The 18,063-nt window shown below is 70.9% G+C and carries 14 protein-coding genes; 10 read left to right on the top strand and 4 right to left on the bottom strand.

Features of this window, described 5'->3' with window-relative positions; all coding sequences use genetic code 11:
- Positions 1-142 precede the first annotated feature (142 nt).
- Both SLNSH_RS16460 and SLNSH_RS16455 read right to left on the bottom strand, forming a co-directional pair.
- Complete coding sequence (locus SLNSH_RS16460) at positions 143-2,131, bottom strand: acyltransferase family protein (protein WP_106338104.1); 1,989 nt, start codon at positions 2,129-2,131, stop codon at positions 143-145.
- Between the two features lie 53 nt (positions 2,132-2,184).
- Positions 2,185-3,381 (bottom strand): MATE family efflux transporter, encoded by a 1,197-nt coding sequence (locus tag SLNSH_RS16455; RefSeq protein WP_106338103.1) that lies wholly within the window; start codon positions 3,379-3,381, stop codon positions 2,185-2,187.
- Positions 3,382-3,685: 304 nt separating this feature from the next.
- On the opposite strand from SLNSH_RS16455, the gene SLNSH_RS16450 reads away from it, so the two are divergent.
- From SLNSH_RS16450 to SLNSH_RS16405, 10 genes are all read left to right on the top strand, one after another.
- On the top strand, positions 3,686-5,113 hold the full coding sequence (locus SLNSH_RS16450) for a GumC family protein (protein WP_106338102.1): 1,428 nt from the start codon (positions 3,686-3,688) through the stop codon (positions 5,111-5,113).
- 340 nt (positions 5,114-5,453) lie between these two features.
- Positions 5,454-5,774 (top strand): hypothetical protein, encoded by a 321-nt coding sequence (locus SLNSH_RS16445; protein ID WP_106338101.1) that lies wholly within the window; start codon positions 5,454-5,456, stop codon positions 5,772-5,774.
- 188 nt (positions 5,775-5,962) lie between these two features.
- A complete protein-coding gene (locus SLNSH_RS16440; RefSeq protein WP_106338100.1) occupies positions 5,963-6,466 on the top strand; it encodes a chemotaxis protein CheW in 504 nt (167 codons plus the stop codon).
- The gene (locus SLNSH_RS16435) at positions 6,448-7,914 is read left to right on the top strand and encodes a CheR family methyltransferase (RefSeq protein WP_245422381.1); all 1,467 of its coding nucleotides are present in this window, start codon (positions 6,448-6,450) and stop codon (positions 7,912-7,914) included. The genes SLNSH_RS16440 and SLNSH_RS16435 overlap by 19 nt, the downstream gene beginning before the upstream one ends.
- Entirely contained in the window at positions 7,911-8,483 is a 573-nt protein-coding gene (locus SLNSH_RS16430) for a chemotaxis protein CheW (RefSeq protein ID WP_106338099.1), read from the top strand. The genes SLNSH_RS16435 and SLNSH_RS16430 overlap by 4 nt, the downstream gene beginning before the upstream one ends.
- 6 nt (positions 8,484-8,489) lie before the next feature.
- Positions 8,490-10,163 (top strand): methyl-accepting chemotaxis protein, encoded by a 1,674-nt coding sequence (locus SLNSH_RS16425; protein ID WP_210202525.1) that lies wholly within the window; start codon positions 8,490-8,492, stop codon positions 10,161-10,163.
- Between the two features lie 7 nt (positions 10,164-10,170).
- Complete coding sequence (locus SLNSH_RS16420; protein ID WP_106338098.1) at positions 10,171-12,387, top strand: hybrid sensor histidine kinase/response regulator; 2,217 nt, start codon at positions 10,171-10,173, stop codon at positions 12,385-12,387.
- A gap of 29 nt (positions 12,388-12,416) precedes the next feature.
- The gene (gene cheB / locus SLNSH_RS16415; protein WP_106338158.1) at positions 12,417-13,454 is read left to right on the top strand and encodes a chemotaxis-specific protein-glutamate methyltransferase CheB; all 1,038 of its coding nucleotides are present in this window, start codon (positions 12,417-12,419) and stop codon (positions 13,452-13,454) included.
- Positions 13,454-15,187 (top strand): ATP-binding protein, encoded by a 1,734-nt coding sequence (locus SLNSH_RS16410; protein ID WP_106338097.1) that lies wholly within the window; start codon positions 13,454-13,456, stop codon positions 15,185-15,187. The genes cheB and SLNSH_RS16410 overlap by 1 nt, the downstream gene beginning before the upstream one ends.
- The gene (locus SLNSH_RS16405; protein ID WP_106338096.1) at positions 15,184-17,079 is read left to right on the top strand and encodes a response regulator; all 1,896 of its coding nucleotides are present in this window, start codon (positions 15,184-15,186) and stop codon (positions 17,077-17,079) included. Before SLNSH_RS16410 ends, SLNSH_RS16405 begins: the two co-directional genes overlap by 4 nt.
- 81 nt (positions 17,080-17,160) lie before the next feature.
- Here the strand turns inward: SLNSH_RS16405 and trxA are convergent, their stop codons facing one another.
- Positions 17,161-17,478, bottom strand: coding sequence for a thioredoxin (gene trxA / locus SLNSH_RS16400; RefSeq protein WP_106338095.1), 318 nt, complete (start codon positions 17,476-17,478; stop codon positions 17,161-17,163).
- An 87-nt stretch (positions 17,479-17,565) separates the two neighbouring features.
- A partial coding sequence (locus SLNSH_RS16395; RefSeq protein ID WP_196240271.1) for a PD-(D/E)XK nuclease family protein occupies positions 17,566-18,063 on the bottom strand: 498 nt, incomplete at its 5' end.

Raw genomic sequence — 18,063 nt, 5'->3', positions numbered from 1 at the left:
CGGAAATTTTCGGCCTGCTGGGGCACAATAAGGCGGCGCCTGACGCGGTTTGAGGCGCCGACGGAAAGCCGTTCACGGGACGTGATTCGAATCCTGCGGGGTCGGAATGCGCCGCGCGGCTGCCGAGCGGGATGACTGAGGGCTAGCGCGCCCGCATCCGGATCTGGCTGTCCAGCCCCACAGCTCGGGCGAGCAGCACGGAACCCTGGGAACTCAGGTGACCGGAGTCCTGGTAGAGCGCCACGCCGTCCTCCACCGCCCGGCAGCGGCCGTCGCCGCACAGCGCCTGGTCGAAGTCGATGACGTCGACGGTCCCGCTGGCGCGGACATCCGCCAGAAAAGACAGGATGGGGGCGCGATTGGCCTCATAGACCGTCCGCGGAAAAGAGCAGCCCTCGCCTGGAGCCACGGTCGGCTTCCCTGAGCGCAGGCGATCCGCGCATCGCCCCAGGTCCGCGCCGGAGGATGGCGGCGGCGCGACGAGGACCACCTTCTTCCCGGCCGCCCGGATGCCGGCCACCGTCCGCGCCAGGGCGTCCCGCAGAAGCGCCGCGTCCGGCGGGGCCGTCCTGTCGTCGCCAGCGTCGCCCTGGACCAGCATGCGCCAGGGCGTCTTGTCGGCGCCCGGCAGGTAGGGGCGCAGGATGCTGGACAGCACCACCGTGTCGATCTCCGGGCGTGACTTCAGGTAATCCAGCACGGAGGCGTTGAAGGCGATGCAACTCAGGGCCCAATCACGCTTGTACTGCACCCCGTCCACCGGAGCGATGCCGAGGAAGGGCCCGCAAACCGGGCGCGAAGCCTGAACCACGCCACCCTCCACGGTCGCGTCAAGGCCCGGCACCAGGTGCATGGCGAAGGAGTCCCCCCACACCAGCACGTGCGCCTTCGGCCCGCTGCGGCACTCGGGCATGTCGGTGAAGCTCGAGCCATAGGCGCAGTCCTCGCCGAATCCCTCGTTGGCGGCGCGGACGTTCTGGAAGCCATCGGCGAACCGGGTGAGGGCGACCTGCGGAACCAGCGCCAGAACCGGAATCGCGGCCAGGCCCGCAAGCGCCGCGCGCGAGACCTTCATGGTCCGGAACCGCTGCTCGACGAAGCGATACTGGAGCTCCATGCAGGCCAGGCAGGCCACGAGGACAAGCGCGTTCACCCACCCCGGCGGGGGCTCCACGAACACATTGGCGACCAGCGACAGCAGCGGCCAGTGCACGAGGTAAAGGCTGTAGGACCGGTCGCCCAGCCAGCCGAGCGGCCGGGCCGGAGCCGGGAGCGGCTGCGCGCCGCCAACAACCAGCATGGCCGCGGTTGCGAGGCAGACGGCCAGAGCCGGCATGCCCGGGTGTCCGTGGTCGTTGAACACCCAGGGCGCCGCGAACAGGAACGCCGCGCAGACAGCCTGGGTGACCTGGCGCAGCCGCGACGCGAGCCCGGGCTTCGCCCATGCGTAGGCCAGCATGCCGACGCCGAGCTCCCAGGCCCGCGTTGGCAGGAAGTAGAAGGCCGCCGCGGGGCTGCGCTGCACGAAGACCACGCACAAGGCGAAGCTGGCGAGGACCAGGGCCGCCACGAGCCAGATCCGGAAACGCCGCGGACAAAGCCACAGAACGACCGGCGCGACGATGTAGAACTGCTCCTCCAGGGACAACGACCACATGTGCAGGAGCGGCTTCAACACGGCGTCGCTGTTGAAGTAGTCGACCTGGCGCCAGAGCACATAGTTGATCGTAAACGTGAAGGCCCCGAGTTCCTGGGCCAGGAAGTTCTGGAACTCGAACGGGTCGAGCAGGAGCACCGCCAATACGGCCGTCACCAGCACGGTGGCGTAGGCCGCCGGCAGGAGCCGGCGCACGCGCCGCGCATAGAAGTTGGCGAAGCTGAACCTGCCTTCCTCCAGCTCCCGAAGGATGATGCCGCCCATCAGGAAGCCGGAGATCACGAAGAAGATGTCGACGCCCAGGAAGCCGCCCGGCAGCCAGCGGGCGCCGGCGTGCTGGATCACCACGATCAGCACCGCCCAGCCGCGCAGCGCCTGGATGTCCGGCCGCCAGACATGGCGCTTCGCGCCCGCCGGAGCGGGCGAAGCGGGGCGTGCGCGAAGGGTGGAGGAATCGGCTGCGATGGCGTCCATGGGGCGCAAATGATCCTGGAATGCGGACGGTTCAGGGCCGAAGGGCGACGGTCTCAAGGGCAGCGCAGCCGCGCCTGGCGCAGGGTCCAGGCCATGAAGACGGCTTCCCCGAGCAGGACGCCGGCCAGCGACCAGACCGGCGCGGCCAGCTTGAGGGCCAGGACGACCCCCACGACGGAGACGCCGCACGAGATCACGCTCGCATAGGCGAGCGGCCTGAAGTGGCCCGCGGCCTGCAGCAGCGTGCTTTCAGGCGCGCGCCAGGCCCGCACGGCCACGACGGCCATCCAGAGGGCGGCCCCCAGGCTCAGTTCAGCGACCGAGTACTGGGCCGAAAACAGGAGCGTGGGCGCATAGCGAAGCACCGCAAGGGCCAGCGCCGCCGAGAGCAGCCAGGCCACGACCAGGCTCAGGCGAAAGCTGGCGAGGGTGGTCCGGGCGGCTTCCCGCTCCCCCGCGTGGAGGTCGCGCGCCAGGCGCGGGCGCTCGAATTCCGTGAGGGCGTTGATGATCACGCTGAGGGGGCGGATCAGCAGTGAGCTCGCCGCCAGGGTGGCGTAGGCGGCGGGCCCGGCGAGCAGGGTGACGAGGTACACGTGGGCGTTGGCGGTCGCTTCCGTGGTGACCACGCCCAGCAGTGTCCACCGGGCGTGCTGGCGCCAGACCGTGACGTAGTTCGCCAGGTTGGGGCCGCGCAGGGCGCTCCACTGGCGGGCGACGAACGCTCCTCCGAAGGGGGCCATGGCGACCACGGTCGCCACCAGCAAGGCTGCGTAGGCCTGCTCCTCCCGCGCGATCCCGCCGAAGCCCGAGGAGAGCACGGCGACTCCCAGGGTCACGCTGTAGAGCACGTCCGAAGCCACCGTGCGCAGCGGGGCGCCCTCAACATAGGCGTTGGCGCGGGCGAACCAGCGCAGCAGCCCAACGGCCCCGAAGCCTGCGAACAGCGCCGAGGACAAGGCGGAGCCCCCGAGAAGCGCTCCCAACGCCCAGAACGCCACGAACGCGAATCCGCTGAACACCAGGTTGGCGGCGAAGAGCGCCGGGATCTCCGGACCTGCGCGGCTTCCGCCTTCCCGCCCGGCCGCGGCCACGGCCAACGGCGCGCAAACGAGGGCGTTGGACACCCCGGTGCTGAACTGGGCCATCGTCAGGAGGAACGAAAACGTACCGAAGCTGGAGGGCGCAAGCCGGTGCAGCAGCAGCAGCGACAGGGCGAATTGCGCGACGGCGGTCGAGGTCGGGCCCACTGTCGCCGTCGCATGGCGCAGCAAAAATCCCAACGAGCGGTTCGCCCGCAGCCGGCCAGAGGAGGTTGCAGAGGATGAAAATCGGGTCACTGGGGATCGAAACGCTTGAAGCGCCCTCGACGTTCGATGCTCCGGGAACGCCGAGCTTGGCTCGCTGGCGGGCCTCGCCCGACCGGCGACGACCTAACAAAACTGCATGTTGCGGTGCGGTAGCGCAAGTCGTTATATGCGGCCGAGGGGTTCACGGAGCTATCCGCTTCAAGCTCAAGCTGCAGCTTGGCGATATATATGGGATTAATCTCGCATGATCGAGAGACGAACCTTCGACCCGTCACTGACGTCTATATTCGCTGCCGTCTGGCGGCATTGGGTCACCGTGTCTTTTGCTATCATATTAGGCGCTCTACTTTCCCTCGCCGCCTATCTCTTGGTCACGCCCTCCTATGAGGCGACCACGTCCCTGCTGATCGGCCAGAGCGCCTCGAACACGGAGACGCCCGATCCCGCCAAGCGCAGCGCCGACTTCGTGAACTCGCAGGCGCGCATCGCCGAGAGCGACGAGGTGGTCCGCGCCGCGATCGAGCGCGTCGGCATGGCCAACCTGGACCTTCGCGAGCAGACCCAACTCGACGGATTCGGCGGCAAGCTGCGCGCCATGGTGCGGCAGGTGCGCGGCCTCTCGCCCGAAGACCACAAGCCGATCGACCCGATGGACATCGCGGTGGCTCAGCTGAACAAATCCATCAAGGTGAACACCGAGCCGAACACCGACGTGCTCAAGATCTCCTTCCGGCATCCGGACCGGGAGATCGCCGCCCGCTTCACCAACGCCCTCGCGGAGGCGTTCATGGAGCGGCAGATGAAGCTGCTGGACAAGCCGGGCGCGATCAGCTTCTTCCGGGTGCAGACGGCCCGGTTCGACGCGGAGGTCGAGAAGCAGTCGGCGCAGTTCGAGAACTTCGTGAAGACCGGCCACATCTACTCGATCGAAGACCAGCGCTCGCTGCTGCTGAAGCGCGCGAGCGAGCTGCAGGCGGCCCTGAGCACGACCCGGGGACAGCTGGCCGACAAGATGGGCCAGAAGGCGGCCCTGCAAAACCAGCTGAAGCTGCTCAAGCCCGTGACCGGGTCGCCCTTCGTGCTCAGCTTCGTGGAAAGCCTGAGCACGGTCGACCACAACGGGAACACCGTCACGCCCCGCGGCGAGGGCGGCCGCACGCAGGGCGGCGGGGACGCTCCTCCCCTGCTGATGGTGAAGGTGTTCCAGGACGCGATGGCCGCGTTCCGGATGGCCGACGCCGAGATCCTGGGACTGCAGGAGGTCGCCAAGCAGCAGACCGAGGAACTCAACAAGATCAACCAGGAGCTCTCGGGACTGCTGGCGAACCAGGCGGAATTCGAGCGACTGAAGCGCGGCGTGGCGCTGGCGACCTACAACGCGGAGCAGTACGCCAAGCGCGCCATGGAAGAGCAGATCAACGAGGACTTCCGGGCCGCGAAGCTGTCCAACGTCCGGGTGATCCAGCGCGCCTCGGCGCCCCTGAAGGCCGCCTTCCCCAACGGGATCATCTTCATCGGTCTCGGCATCCTGTTCGGCGCCTTCGCGGGGATCGGCCTGGCGCTGCTGCGCGAAACGCTGGCGGAGCGCGCCGCCATGCGCGACGGCACCTTCGCGTATGCGCATGTCGGGCTCGGGCCGGCGACCTCCTGGTGGCGCCAGGATCGCGGCTGACCCGCAGCCCTGACCTGCACGCCCGGGCGAGGCCACTGCCGCGCCCGGGCGCTTCCGTCCATTGTCGCGACCAACGTCAGGACATGCCGGCGAAAATCCGCCTCGGCCCTCCGACCGTGCGCCTGTGGGCGATCAGCCCCGGCGGCTCGCCCGCCTTCTCCGACCGTGAAGCCTGGGCCGTCGAGCCCGTCGGCGAGCTGATTTTCTTAAACCGTTAATGCACGGCGTAATAAATCCAAGAAATACTGAGAACTTATTCTGTTCACTTCCACCCTTATCTGGCTTGCTTTCCTACATAGACCTCACTAGATGGTGAGGAAACCATGTTGGAAGCAACGCCATGGCCGGATCAGCGCTGGCATTCCTCGGCTTTCTGGGGGCCGTGACCGGGGCCGCGGGCGGAGCCTTCTTTTTCGGAGGCGCAGGAGCGCTTTGGGGCGCTCTCCTGGGAGCGCACGTCCTCGTGATCCTCGGAGTCCTGACCCTGTTCATCTCGGATGAACCCCGCTCCGAAGAAGCGGCGGCCAAGGATCCAGGTTTCGACCCGAGCGTCGGGGCGAAGTCGCTCCGCCGGATCGCCCAGGGGCATTCGCCGGTCCATGCGCCCCTGACGACGGCCTGCGACATCCCCCACGAGAGCCGACGCCGCGATCAGGCCTAGCCGGCAGCCCGACCCCTGCGATTGGCTCCCGCGCCCGATGCGAACCGCCCGGGGCACTTTGCGCAATCGCCGCCAAGGCGAATGGGGAACCTCCTCCCGTTGGAGCGCAGGGAACCATCCTGCAGCTTGAGCGTTAGCGGCCGACCTTCGTCGCCCTTCGGTTCCGGCGACCGAAAGGGGGGCACGCCATTCCGGGACGATTCACGATCCTGACGCTCGACATCCGTGGCCGCCGATGCGCGCTGCGGGCCGATGTCGTGCGCGAGATCCTGCCCGTGCCGAGGCTCCACCGCCCGCCCGAGGCGGCCCCTGCCCTCGCGGGCTTCATGGACCTGGGCGGAAGCGTGCTGCCCGTGCTGAGGCTCGCCTCCCTGCTCGGCCTTGATGAGGGGGCCGAAGCGGAGCCGTTCTATGGTCATGTCGTCCGGCTCCGCCGCGACGTGGCGGCGCGCCGGGTCGGATTCCTCGCGGACCGGGCGCTGGGCCTCAGGCAAGTGGCTGCAGACGACCTGCGGCCGGTTCAGCCCGGGGAGACCCTGAACGGGCTCGTCGAGGCCGCCATCAGCGACGACGGCGCGCTGACCCACCTCCTGGCCGCCGATCGGCTTCTGCTGGCCGAGGAGCGCGCCGCCCTCGACGCCTGGACCCTGCGGGCCGCGGCCCGGATCCAGGCGTGGAGCGCGGCTCCATGATCGCCATGGCGCGCGTCGGTCCGCCCCCTCTCGAGGAGCACGCCTTCCGCCTGTTCAAGCAGGCGGTGATCGCGCGCACGGGCCACCACTACTACGACGACAAGGATCCGCTGCTGTGGGAGCGGGTCGCCAAACGCCTGCGCGCGACAGGGGCGGGCACAGTCGGCGCATACGTCGAGCTCCTGGCCGACCCGAAGCGGGGCGAAGCCGAGTGGAACGCGCTCGAGGCCGAGATCACGATCGGGGAGACCTTTTTCTTCCGCTTCGCCGAGCAGTTCGAGGCGCTCCGGCGCACCATCCTGCCGGCCGTCATCAGGGCCAATGAGGACACTCGCCAGATCCGGGTCTGGAGCGCTGGGTGCTCGACAGGGGCGGAGGCCTATTCCGTGGCCATCGTGCTGCGCGAGCTGCTCGGCGAGGCAGTGGCCGACTGGCGCGTCGGCGTGGTCGGCACGGACATCAACGATGCTTTCCTGAAGACCGCCCGCGCCGCGACCTACGGCAAGTGGGCGCTGCGCTCCATGCCCCCGCAGGACCGGGAGCGCTGGTTCACCGCCGACGGCCCGAACGGGCCCTGGACCGTGCGGCCTGTCTACAAGGGCCTGGTCCATTTCGAGCGGCACAACCTCATGAGCCTGCTGGACGGGACCTCCCCCCTGCAGTTCACGGGTTTCGACCTGATCCTGTGCCGCAACGTTCTGATCTATTTCCACACGGAGGCGGTGAACCGCATCGTGCGGGCGCTCGGCGAGTGCCTTGCGCCGAACGGCTGGCTGCTTGTGGGACACGCCGAGGCGAGCCCGGAGTTCACCCGCTCGCTGAAATCGGTCGAACTGCCAGGAGCGATGGCCTACCGCCCACTTGGCTCCGCTGCGGATTCGGAAGCTCGGTCCACGCAAGGGCAGGTCCCGGCGGAGCCTGCGCCGGCGGCCGTGGTTCGAACCGCCCATGGAAAGCACAGCAGCAAGGCTCCAGAGCGGCGGCCCCGGCCTGCGCCCTCGCGGCCCACGCCCAGTCCTCCGGCCGCCCCGGCCGTGGCTTCCTCCCCGGCGGACCTGCTCTCGCGGTTGCGGAGCCTGGCGGATGCGGGAGACCTGCAAGGGGCGCTGAGCCTCGCCCAGGACGCCCTCGCCAGTCTCCCGACCGACCCGACCCTGCACTACTATCGGGGGCTTCTGGACCAGTCCGCCGGACGCCTCGGCGAGGCGGAGACCGCCTTCCGCAGCGCGCTTTACCTCGACCGCTCGTTCGTGATGGCCCACTACCAGCTCGGCCTGCTGCTGGCCCGCCGCGGTGACCGGGTCGCCGCCCGGCGATCGCTGAGCACAGCGGCGCGCCTGGCGGCCGGCCTCCCGGGCGGCGCCGAACTGCCCGAAGGCGACGGGCTCACCGCCGGCACGCTGACGCTGCTGGCCCGGGCGGCCCTGCAGCCGGGCGCGGCGCGATGACCGACGAAGCGCCCCTGCCCCAGTCAGACCGTCGCGCCCGCATCCTCGACGAGCGGACGCGCGAACTGGCGCGCCGCCGCATCGGCCCGCGCGCGGCCGCGGCCCACGGCGAAGCCCATCTCGTTTGCAGCCTTGGCCGCAACCACGTGGGCCTGCCGGTCGCGTCTGTGGCCGGCGTGCTGCCCGCAAAACCCTGCACCCCGGTTCCCGGGGCGCCTCCGGCCGTTCTGGGCGTCTTCGGCCATGAAGGGCGGACCGCGACCGCCGCGGACCTCGCGACGGCGCTCGGCGTCGCCAGAGCCGCAAACGGCGATCCGGGCGGAGCCGGCGTGTTCGTCATGCTCAAGGGCGCAGATCCGCGCCTCGCGCTGCGCGTGGATTCCGTCCAGACCGTCGAACCACTCGCCGCCTCCGAGCCCGCCGAAGCCATGGGACGGGACGGCGGGAGCGCCTTCGCGGTCGGCTACGCGCCCCTGGCCACGCCCAGCGGCCCGGCCATCGTCACCCTTCTCGACGCAGAGCGCCTGGTGCGCTCGCTGCTCTCCCCCTCCCCGGCCCCCGGAGCCTGATCCCCCGTGTCCATCTCGATCGCAAACCGCGTCCTCCTCGGCTTCGCGGCCGTCCTCGCCCTGATGGTCGTGCTCGCCGTATATGCGCTGAGCCAGGTGGCGGAGGTGAAGGACACCAACGAAGTCATCGTGAACCGGAACGTCACGATGCTGCGCCAGCTCAGCGCCATCCAGGACCTGCAGAACAGGGCCCGCGCCACGCGGCAGACCATCGCCGCCCAGGCGCTGCTGCGCTCCCTGAACCGGCCTGCGCCCGGCGAGGACCCGGTTCCGGCCTGGCGCAAGGACGCTCTCGCGGCCGAGGCGGCCATGACGCAGGCGATCTCCACGGCCGAGAACCTGCGCGACGTGGCGATGACGGCGGACCGCGCGGAGGCCTGGCGCCAGATCGCCACCATCCTGAAGGACGCGGACGCGGAGCTGCGGCAGCTGCACGCCGGCAGCGAGCGCCAGATCTCCGCCGCGCAGGCCAACGACGTGAATGGCGTGACTGGCGCGATGCAGGCCATCGACGCCAGCCACAACGCGTTCGGCAAGCTGATCTCGTCCGCCGTGGACGTGATGAACGCGGCCATCATGGCCGGGCAAAAGCGAGTGAACAACGTCTACGAGGAGAGCCGCACGTCCGTGCTGGTGGCGCTCGCGATCGCGGGGCTGCTGGGCATCCTGATCGCGTTCGGCATCCGGCGCTCGATCACCCAGCCGCTGCACGCCTTCATGGCCTTCGTGGAGCGGGTTGGCGAAGGGGACCTCGGCGGCCGCACGGCGACCACCGGCCCGGAGGAGATCGCGAGGCTGGGCGTCACGCTGAACCAGATGGTCGAGGGCTTGCGCCAGCTCGCCAGGCAAAGCCGCGAGGCCACCGAGAACCTCAACGCATCCGCCGCCGAGATCCGGGCCTCCACCCAGGAGCAGGCCGCGAGCGTGGAGGAGCAGCTCGCCGCCGTGCAGGAGACGGCCGCGACCGTGGACGAGATCACCCATGCGGGGGCCCAGATCGGCAAGCGCGCCCAGGAGGTGATCGCCTCGGCCCAGGCCACCGCCCAGACCAGCAACGCCGGGCTCGTAGCCGTGGACGAGACCGCGCGGGCCATGGACGCCATCCGGGAGCAGGCCGAGGCCGTGGCCGAGAACATCGTCGCGCTCAGCGAAAAGACCCAGGCGATCGAGGAGATCACCACCACGGTGAACGACATCTCCGAGCGTTCGCACCTGCTCGCCCTGAACGCCGCCATCGAGGCGGCCGGCGCGGGCGAAAGCGGCCAGCGCTTCGCGGTGGTGGCGGCGGAGATGAAGACCCTGGCCGACCAGGCCAAGGAGGCCACCGCCCAGGTGCGCTCGATCCTGGGCGACATCCAGCGGGGCATCAACGCCTCGGTGATGCTCACCGAAGAGGCGGTGAAGCGCGTGGCCGCCGGCAAGGAGCGCACGGACACCACCCAGCGCACCATCGAGGAGATCACCGGCCGGGTGCAGGAGAGCGTGCAGACCTTCCAGCAGATCGTGGCGTCCACCAACCAGCAGCAACTCGGCATCGAGCAGGTGATGGGCGCGCTGCAGAACATCCGGCAGGCGAGCCAGCAGACTGCGGCGGGCACGCGCCAGCTCGATTCGGCGGCGGCCAACCTGTCCCAGCTGTCGCAGCAGTTGCTGACGCTCGCCGAACGCTACCGGTTCTGAGGCGGGCGTGTCCGACATCCGCGCCCAGCTCCTGGCGGCCTTCGACGCCGAATACCGCGACCATCTCGCAGCCATCCGGCGCGAGCTGGCAAAGGCGGAGCATGGCGAGGGCGGGGACATCAGGGACGCCTTCCGGCGGGCGCACAGCCTGAAGGGCGCGGCGCGGGCCGTCGACCTGCCCGCCATCGAGGAGCTGGCGCACCGGTTGGAGGCCGTGTTCAACGGCGTGCTGGACGGGGCGAAGCTCGACCGCGCGAGCATGCGGGTCATCGAGCTCGGCCTCGACGCCGTGGAGGCCTTTGCGGCCGAGGTCGCGGCCGGCGGCTCTCCCCGCCATCCCGCGGCGGCCCTGGCGGCGCTCGAAGACCTCCTGGCCGGGCGCACGCCGCAGGCTGGAGCGGAAGCCGAACCGGCCTCCGCCGCGCATGACGCAGAAGCTGCCGCGCCTGGGGCGGCGCAGGAGCCGGCCGCGCCATCCGGGCCAGCGCCCGCCTCCGCCGAGACGCTCAGGGTCTCGGCCGCGCTGGCGGACAGCCTCTCGGAGGACATGCATCGCCTGTTCGACCGGCTGCGCGCGAACGAGGGCGTCACCGAGGGCTTGCAAGCGCTCGAGGCGGAGTTGCGTGCGCTGAGCCGCAGCCTCACGGCGCGGCCGGCAGGCGCGCAGGGCCGCTCCGCTGACGCCGACCTGCGCCGGCGGGTCGAGGCGGCCTCGCGGCAGGCCGCGGCGCTCTCGCGACGGCAGCGGGCCGCCGCGACAGGCGCCGACGACCAGGCCCGGCGACTCCGCGACCGGGTGGACCAGCTCTCCCTCACCCCGGCGGACAGCGTGTTCGGCGGGTTCGGGCGCATGGTCCGCGACCTGGCGCGCAGCGAGGGCCAGGACGTGGAGGCGCTGGTGTCCGGCCTGGATGTCCAGGCGGACCGCCGGGTTCTGCAGGCGCTCAAGGACCCGGTGATGCATCTCCTGCGCAACGCCCTCAGCCATGGCGCGGAATCGCCGGACGCGCGCGTGGCGGCCGGCAAGCCGGCGCACATGACGATCGCGCTGTCGTTCCGCTCGCAGGGCGGACGGCTTGTCGTCAGCGTGCGCGACGACGGGCGGGGGCCCGACCTGGCGCGCATCGAGGCGGCGGCGGTGGAGCGCGGGCTGCTGCCTGCCCGCGCGCCGCACGAGCCGCCGCCCCCGCCGGACCAGCTGCTGGCGCTGGTGTTCGAGCCGCAATTCTCCACCGCGCCCGCCGTGGACCGCATGTCCGGGCGCGGCATGGGACTTTCGGTGGCGGCCGAGGCCGCCCGCCGGCTTCAGGGCGGCGTCCTCCTGCGCCCGGCCCGGCCGTGGGGCGCAGAGGTGATCATCTCCGCCCCGCTGCTGGCCACCCGGCAAACTCTGCTGATGGCGCGGGTGGGCGCCCGCGACTTCGGAATCCCCACCTATGCGGTCGAGCGCCTGCTCCGGCTCCCGGTCGGGGCGCTCGAAAGCGTCGAGGGCCGGCCCGCGACACGGATCCGGATGGGGGGGCAAGACATTACCGTGCCGGTGGTGGCGCTCTCGGCGCTGGTGGAAGGCGCGGGCGCGGAGCTTCCGGCGGAGGCCGGCTTCGTCAAGGCCATGCTCCTGCGCCGGGGCGACAGGCGGTGCGCGGTGGCGGTGGACGAGTTCATGGACGTACGCACGGCGCTGGTCGGCGCCGCGCCCGCCCTTTCGGGTGACGGCGCGCTGGTGACCGGCGCGCTGCTGCTGGACGCCGACAGGCCGGCCTTCGCGCTGTCGCCCGAGGCCCTGGTCGAGCGCTGGCTGCGCGACCAGGGCGCGGGCGCCTTCGGCGTGGTCGAGCACGCCGCCGAGCGTCGCGACCACACCATACTGGTCGTCGACGACTCCATCACGACCCGCACCCTGGAGAAGAGCATCCTGGAGGCCCAGGGCTACCGCGTTCTGCTCAGCGTCGACGGGCTCGATGCGCTGGGCCGCCTGCGTTCCGGGGAGGCCCTGGTCGACCTCGTGATCGCGGATGTGGAGATGCCGCGCATGGACGGCTTCGGCCTGCTCCAGGCCATCCGCACCGACCCCGGCCTCGCCGCGATCCCGGTCATCCTGATGACCTCCCGGGCGGCCCCGGAGGACGTGCGCAAGGGCCTTGAGCTGGGCGCCCGCGCCTACATCTCCAAGCAGAACTTCGACCAGCGGCAGCTGCTGGCGACCATCGGGCAACTGCTGTGACCGGGACAGCCAAGCCCCGCGTCCGCGTGATGATCGTGGAGGACTCCGCCGTGGTGCGGCAGCTCCTGGCCCACATCATCGCGCGGGATCCGCGCCTCGAGCTCGCCGCGGCCGTGTCCTCGGCCGAGGAGGCGCTGCAGGAGATCGGCCGCATCGAGCCGGACGTGATCTCCATGGACATCCGCCTCCCCGGCATGGACGGGCTCGAGGCCACCCGGCGCATCATGAGCGAGCGGCCGACGCCAATCGTGGTGATCGCCGCAAGCGTGGAGGACGCGAACCTGCGGATCTCCATGAACGCCCTGCGGGCGGGCGCCCTCACGGTGGTGGAGAAGCCGGTCGGGCTCACCAGCGCAGGATACGAGTCGATCGCGCAGGACATCTGCACCCAGCTCTACATCATGAGCCAGGTCCCGGTGATCCGGCGCCGCCTGAGCCTGGAACGCCCTGCGCCGGCGCGCCCCGCCGCGAACGCCGAAGACCTTCCGTCAGCCGCGCGGCCCGGCATCGTCGGCCTCGCCGCCTCCACGGGCGGGCCGCCGGCCTTCGCCAAGCTGCTGGGCGGGCTGCCGCGGACCTTTCCCCTCCCCATCCTGCTGGTTCAGCACATGGGCGCGCCCTTCATGCCCGGCTTCGCGGCGTGGCTGGACGGCGTGACGCCCCTGGCGGTCGCGATCGGGCGAGCCGGGGAAGCCCCCGCGGCCGGGCGGGTCTATGTGGCACCTGGCGACCGGCACCTGACGCTCGGCCCCGACGGCCTGCTGCGGCTCGGGGACGACCCGCCGGTCGGTGGGCAGCGCCCCTCCGCCACCGCCCTGTTCCACTCGCTGGCGGAGAACGCCGGGTCCCGCGCCGTGGGCGTCCTCCTGACCGGCATGGGCGAGGACGGCGCGCGCGGCCTCGCGGAGTTGCGCCAGGCGGGCGGGTTCACCATTACGGAGGACGAGAGCACGGCCGTCGTCTACGGCATGCCGGCCGCGGCGGTCCGGCTGGGCGGGTCGCGGATCAGCCTTCCCCTGGACCTGATCGCGCCGCGGCTGCTGCGCCTCGCCGGGAGGGACGCCTGATGCCCGGCGACCCCACCATCCGCGTGCTGCTGGTCGAGGATTCGCGCACCCAGGCCCTGCAGTTCAGCCACGCGCTCGAAAGCCAGGGTTACGGCGTGGACTGGGCGCCCACGGCCGAGGAAGCGCTCGAGCGCCTGAACGGCCCCTTGCCCGACCTGGTGATCGCGGATTTCCACCTGCCCGGCATGAACGGCGACGGGCTGGCTCGGCAGATCCGCCTGAACGTCCGCACACGCACCGTGCCGGTGATGATGCTCACCGAGGCCAGCGAGCACGGAATCGAGCGCAAGGGACTCGAGAGCGGCGCGGACGCCTATGTCTCGAAGTCGACGCCCCCCGACATCATGGCGCTGCGGATCAAGGCCCTGCTGCGGCGGTCGGAGGGCGGGTCGCCCGACGCGACCGCTGCGACGGGCCACGGCGAGCGGGTCGCCTACCGGCAACCCTGCCTCGCGGTCGTCGACCCGAGCCGTGCGCGGCTCGGCTTCCTGCGGACGCTGCTCGCGGACGAGGGCTACGCGGTCGAGATGGTCACCGACATGGCCCAGGTTCCGGCCCTGTTCGACCGCGCCGCCGATTGGGACGGCGTCATCGTGGGGCTGTTCCAGGGCGGCCGCCTCGACCTCGACCTTTGCCGAGCCTTCGACGCGCTGCGGACCGGGGACGGCTCGGCGGACGGACCGAGCTTCCCCATCGTGGCCATCGAGCCGGCGGCGGATGGCGCGGGCGGGCGGCTCGCCGACGCCTTCGCCAGCGGCGCCGACGAAGTCGTGGGGGAAGACGTGGATCCCGAGGTCCTCGTCGTCAGGCTGCGGGCGCTGGTGCGCCGCAAGCTTGTCAGGGACGAGAACCGACGCGTCGAACGGGAATGGCGGGAGCAGCAACTCGACCTGCAGCGCGCGCGGGCGGAGGCTCTGGCCGCCGAGGCCCGCGCCTCGCTGGCCGAGGCCCTCGCCAGGGCCAACTCCGAGCTCGAAGCCGCGAACGTGCAGCTGAGGGACGCCCAGGCCAAGCTCGTTCAGTCGGCCAAGATGGCGTCGCTGGGCGAGTTGGTGGCCGGGATCGCGCACGAGATCAACAACCCGCTGGCCTTCAGCCTTGCGCACCAGGCCACGGTGGAGCGGCTGCTCGGCGCCGCCCTGGCGGAAACCGGAGAGAACGGGCCCGGCGCCCAGGCCCTCGCGAAGGCCAAGCAGCGCGTCGCCTCCATGCGGGTCGGCCTGAAGCGGATCGAGGAGATCGTCCTTAATTTGCGCAAGTTCTCGCGCCTGGATGAGGGCGAATTCCAGACCGTGGACGTGCCGGCGTCCATCGAGACGGTGCTGTCGCTGCTGTCCCACAAGCTCTCAACGGGAGTGGAGGTCGTCCGCCAGTATGAGGGCGCACGGGAGTTGTATTGCAGCTCCGCGCTGCTCAACCAGGTGGTGATGAACATCGTCGGCAACGCCGCGGACGCCATGGAGGGACGCGGGCGTGTGACCATTCGGACCGCCAGCGACGACGAGACCTACACGATCGAGATCACCGACACGGGTCCCGGCGTCCCGGAGGCGCTGCGGGAACGCATTTTCGAACCGTTCTTCACCACCAAGCCCGTTGGATCGGGCACGGGCCTCGGCCTGGCGATCGCGTTCAGCGTGGTCGAGGCCCATAAGGGCGCGCTCGCCGTCGGCTCGGGACCGAACGGCGGGGCGCGGTTCACCATCACGATCCCCCGGCGGACCCGCCCATGAGCCTGCATGAGACTTTCCAGAAGGCGCCCGGCGCCATCCTGGTCGTGGACGATGAGCCCGACATCCTGATCGCGCTCGAGGACCTGCTGGGCGACGACTACGAGGTGATCACGAGCGCATCGCCCTCCGAAGCGCTGGAGCTTCTGCGGGCCCGGCCCGACATCATGGTGATCGTGTCGGACGAGCGGATGCCCGGCATGATGGGTCACGACTTCCTGGCCGAAGCGCGCCGCCTGTCCGAGGCCGAGGCGATCCTGCTGACGGGCTACGCGGACCTGCCGGCCGTGGTGGGCGCCCTGAACCGGGGCGGCATCACGGGCTATGCGCCCAAGCCCTGGGACCCGGCGGCGCTGCGGGGCATGGTGGCCGGCGCGATGGAGCGGCGGCGGCTCAAGCTGGAGCTGCAGACCGAGCGGGCCCTCCTGCGCGGCCTGCTCGACAACGTCGCCGACGCGATCGCGTTCAAGGACGCGTCCGGGCGGTTCGTGCGCATGAACGCCCGCAAGGCGGAGCAGCTCGGCGCCGACATGCACGCCTGCCTGGGCCGCCTGGAAGCCGATTTCGTCGACCCGGATCGGGCGGCGGCCGTGCAGGACGCGGAGCGCGAGGCCATCGCCCGCAAGGCGACCACGGACGTCGTCGAAGAGCATGCGTCGGAGGACGGGCCTCGCTGGCGGCAGGTGATCCGGACGCCGATCTTCGGGCCTTCCGGCGCCCTGGAATCGCTCGCCGTCATCGAGCGCGACATCACAGAGCAGCGCCGCCTCGACGCCCGGCTGCGGCAGGCCGAGAAGATGCAGGCCCTTGGCACGCTGGCGGGCGGCGTCGCCCATGACTTCAACAACCTGCTCACCGCCGTGCTCGGCAGCATCGACCTCGCGGCTCGCCGGATCGACGACAATCCGCGCGTGTCCAAGCTCCTGGCCAACGCCGCCTACGCGGCAAGGCGTGGGGCGAGCCTGACCCATCGGCTGCTGAGCTTCAGCCGACAGCGCGAGCTGGAGCCTCGCGTCGTCAACCCCAACACCGTGCTGGCGGAAATGAGCGAGCTGCTGGCGCGTACGCTGGGCGGCATGGTGCAGATCGAGAAGCGCTGCGCCGACGATCTCTGGCCGGTCCTGATCGACCCGGCGCAGCTGGAGCTCGCCATCCTGAACCTCTGCGTCAACGCGCGCGATGCCATGCCGGACGGCGGCACGCTGACGCTGTCCACCCGCAACGCCCGGATCGCGGACGGCGATGCGCTGACCTTGCCGGCCGGCGACTATGTCGCCCTCACGGTCCGGGACACGGGATCGGGCATGGCGCCCGACGTGGCGGCGCGGATCTTCGAGCCGTTCTTCACCACCAAGGAGATCGGCAAGGGCACGGGCCTGGGCCTTTCGATGGTGTACGGCCTCGTGCAGCAGTCGGGCGGGGCCGTGGACGTCCAGACGGCGCCCGGGCGCGGGACGGCCATCACGCTGTACTTCCCGCGCAGCGAACAGGCCGGGGAGGCTGCGGACGAGCCGGGCGCGACGCCAGGCCAACGGAAACGCCGCAGCGGCCGCATCCTCGTGGTCGACGACGATCGCGCCGTCCGGTCCGTGACGGCGCAGTTCCTCCAGGAACTCGGCCACCAGGTGATCGAGGCCGAGTCCGCCGCCGAGGCGCTGGCCGCCATCGACGCGGACGCCCGGCCGGATCTCGTCATCGCCGACATCGCCATGCCGGAGATGAACGGGCTCGAACTCGCCGCTCACCTGCGGTCGCGGGAGCGAACCGCGCCGGTGCTGCTGGTGACGGGCTACGCCGACATCTCGGGACGCGAGATCGACGCGGCGGTCATCCACAAGCCGTTCCAGATCCAGGACCTGGACCAGGCGGTCACGGAGCTTCTCGGGAAAGACTGACCCGGGGCCGACGAAGGATGACGCCAAACGCAAAAGCCCCGGACGTCTGTCCGGGGCTTTCCACCTTGCGGCACGCGCCGTTCAGATCGCGGACTGGATCCACTTGGCCAGGCCGCCCTTGGAGTCGGCGCCGACCTTCTGGTTGATCTTCTGGCCGCCCTTGAACATCAGCAGGGTCGGGATGGAGCGGATGCCGAACTGGCCCGCGACCTGCGGGTTCTCGTCCACGTTCAGCTTCACGATCTTCACCTGGCCCGCCATCTCCTTGGAGATCTCGTCCAGCGCAGGCGCGATCATGCGGCAGGGGCCGCACCACTCGGCCCAGAAGTCGACAACCACAGGCACGGGGGACTGCAGCACGTCGGCGGCGAAGGTGGCGTCCGTGGTCTTCTCGGTCATGGGAGCCTCGTCGGCGAAGATGGGAGCGGCTTATCCGCTACGTCGACCCGGAAGCTATGGACGCCTCCCGGGAGCGTCAAGGGATCGTCACGCAGGCTTGATGCGGGCCAGCGCCGCGTCGAGCGCAGGCCCCTCGATCTCCACGGCTTTCGGGCCGGCGGTCCACACCAGGAGGCAGCGGACGGGGCGGTCCGGATAGAGCTGGGCCAGCAGGGCGCGGTAGACGGCGAGCTGGGCGACGTAGGGCTCGGGGACCGAATCGCCGGGGCCCGGGGCGCCGGTCTTGAAGTCGGCCACCAGCACGGCGTCGGCGGTGACGGCGAGGCGGTCGATCTGGCCGGAGACGGGATAGGGCGCGCCATCCGCGAGGCGCAGCGCGCCGGCGATGGGCGCCTCGGCGCGGCTGCCGGGGCCGAAGAGCGGGGCCAGTTCGGGCGCGTCCAGGATGGCGAGCACGTCGTCCACGAGGCGGCTGCGCAGGCCTGCGTCGAGGCCGGCGGCGCGGGCGTCGACCAGGCGCTCGGCGGCGGCCCGGCGGTGCGCGGGCGGGCAGGCGGGCAGGGCTTCGAGCAGGGCGTGGACGAG

Source organism: Alsobacter soli (genome assembly GCF_003004785.1).
Lineage (GTDB): Bacteria > Pseudomonadota > Alphaproteobacteria > Rhizobiales > Beijerinckiaceae > Alsobacter > Alsobacter soli.
This window is presented reverse-complemented; position numbering and strand designations above follow the sequence as displayed.

Bases quoted from the DNA above. Each gene is read 5' to 3' on its own strand.
- SLNSH_RS16460 (WP_106338104.1), bottom strand. From the start codon at position 2,131: ATGGACGCCATCGCAGCCGATTCCTCCACCCTTCGCGCACGCCCCGCT.
- SLNSH_RS16450 (WP_106338102.1), top strand. From the start codon at position 3,686: ATGATCGAGAGACGAACCTTCGACCCGTCACTGACGTCTATATTCGCT.
- SLNSH_RS16445 (WP_106338101.1), top strand. From the start codon at position 5,454: ATGGCCGGATCAGCGCTGGCATTCCTCGGCTTTCTGGGGGCCGTGACC.
- SLNSH_RS16430 (WP_106338099.1), top strand. From the start codon at position 7,911: ATGACCGACGAAGCGCCCCTGCCCCAGTCAGACCGTCGCGCCCGCATC.
- cheB (WP_106338158.1), top strand. From the start codon at position 12,417: ATGATCGTGGAGGACTCCGCCGTGGTGCGGCAGCTCCTGGCCCACATC.
- SLNSH_RS16410 (WP_106338097.1), top strand. From the start codon at position 13,454: ATGCCCGGCGACCCCACCATCCGCGTGCTGCTGGTCGAGGATTCGCGC.
- SLNSH_RS16405 (WP_106338096.1), top strand. From the start codon at position 15,184: ATGAGCCTGCATGAGACTTTCCAGAAGGCGCCCGGCGCCATCCTGGTC.
- trxA (WP_106338095.1), bottom strand. From the start codon at position 17,478: ATGACCGAGAAGACCACGGACGCCACCTTCGCCGCCGACGTGCTGCAG.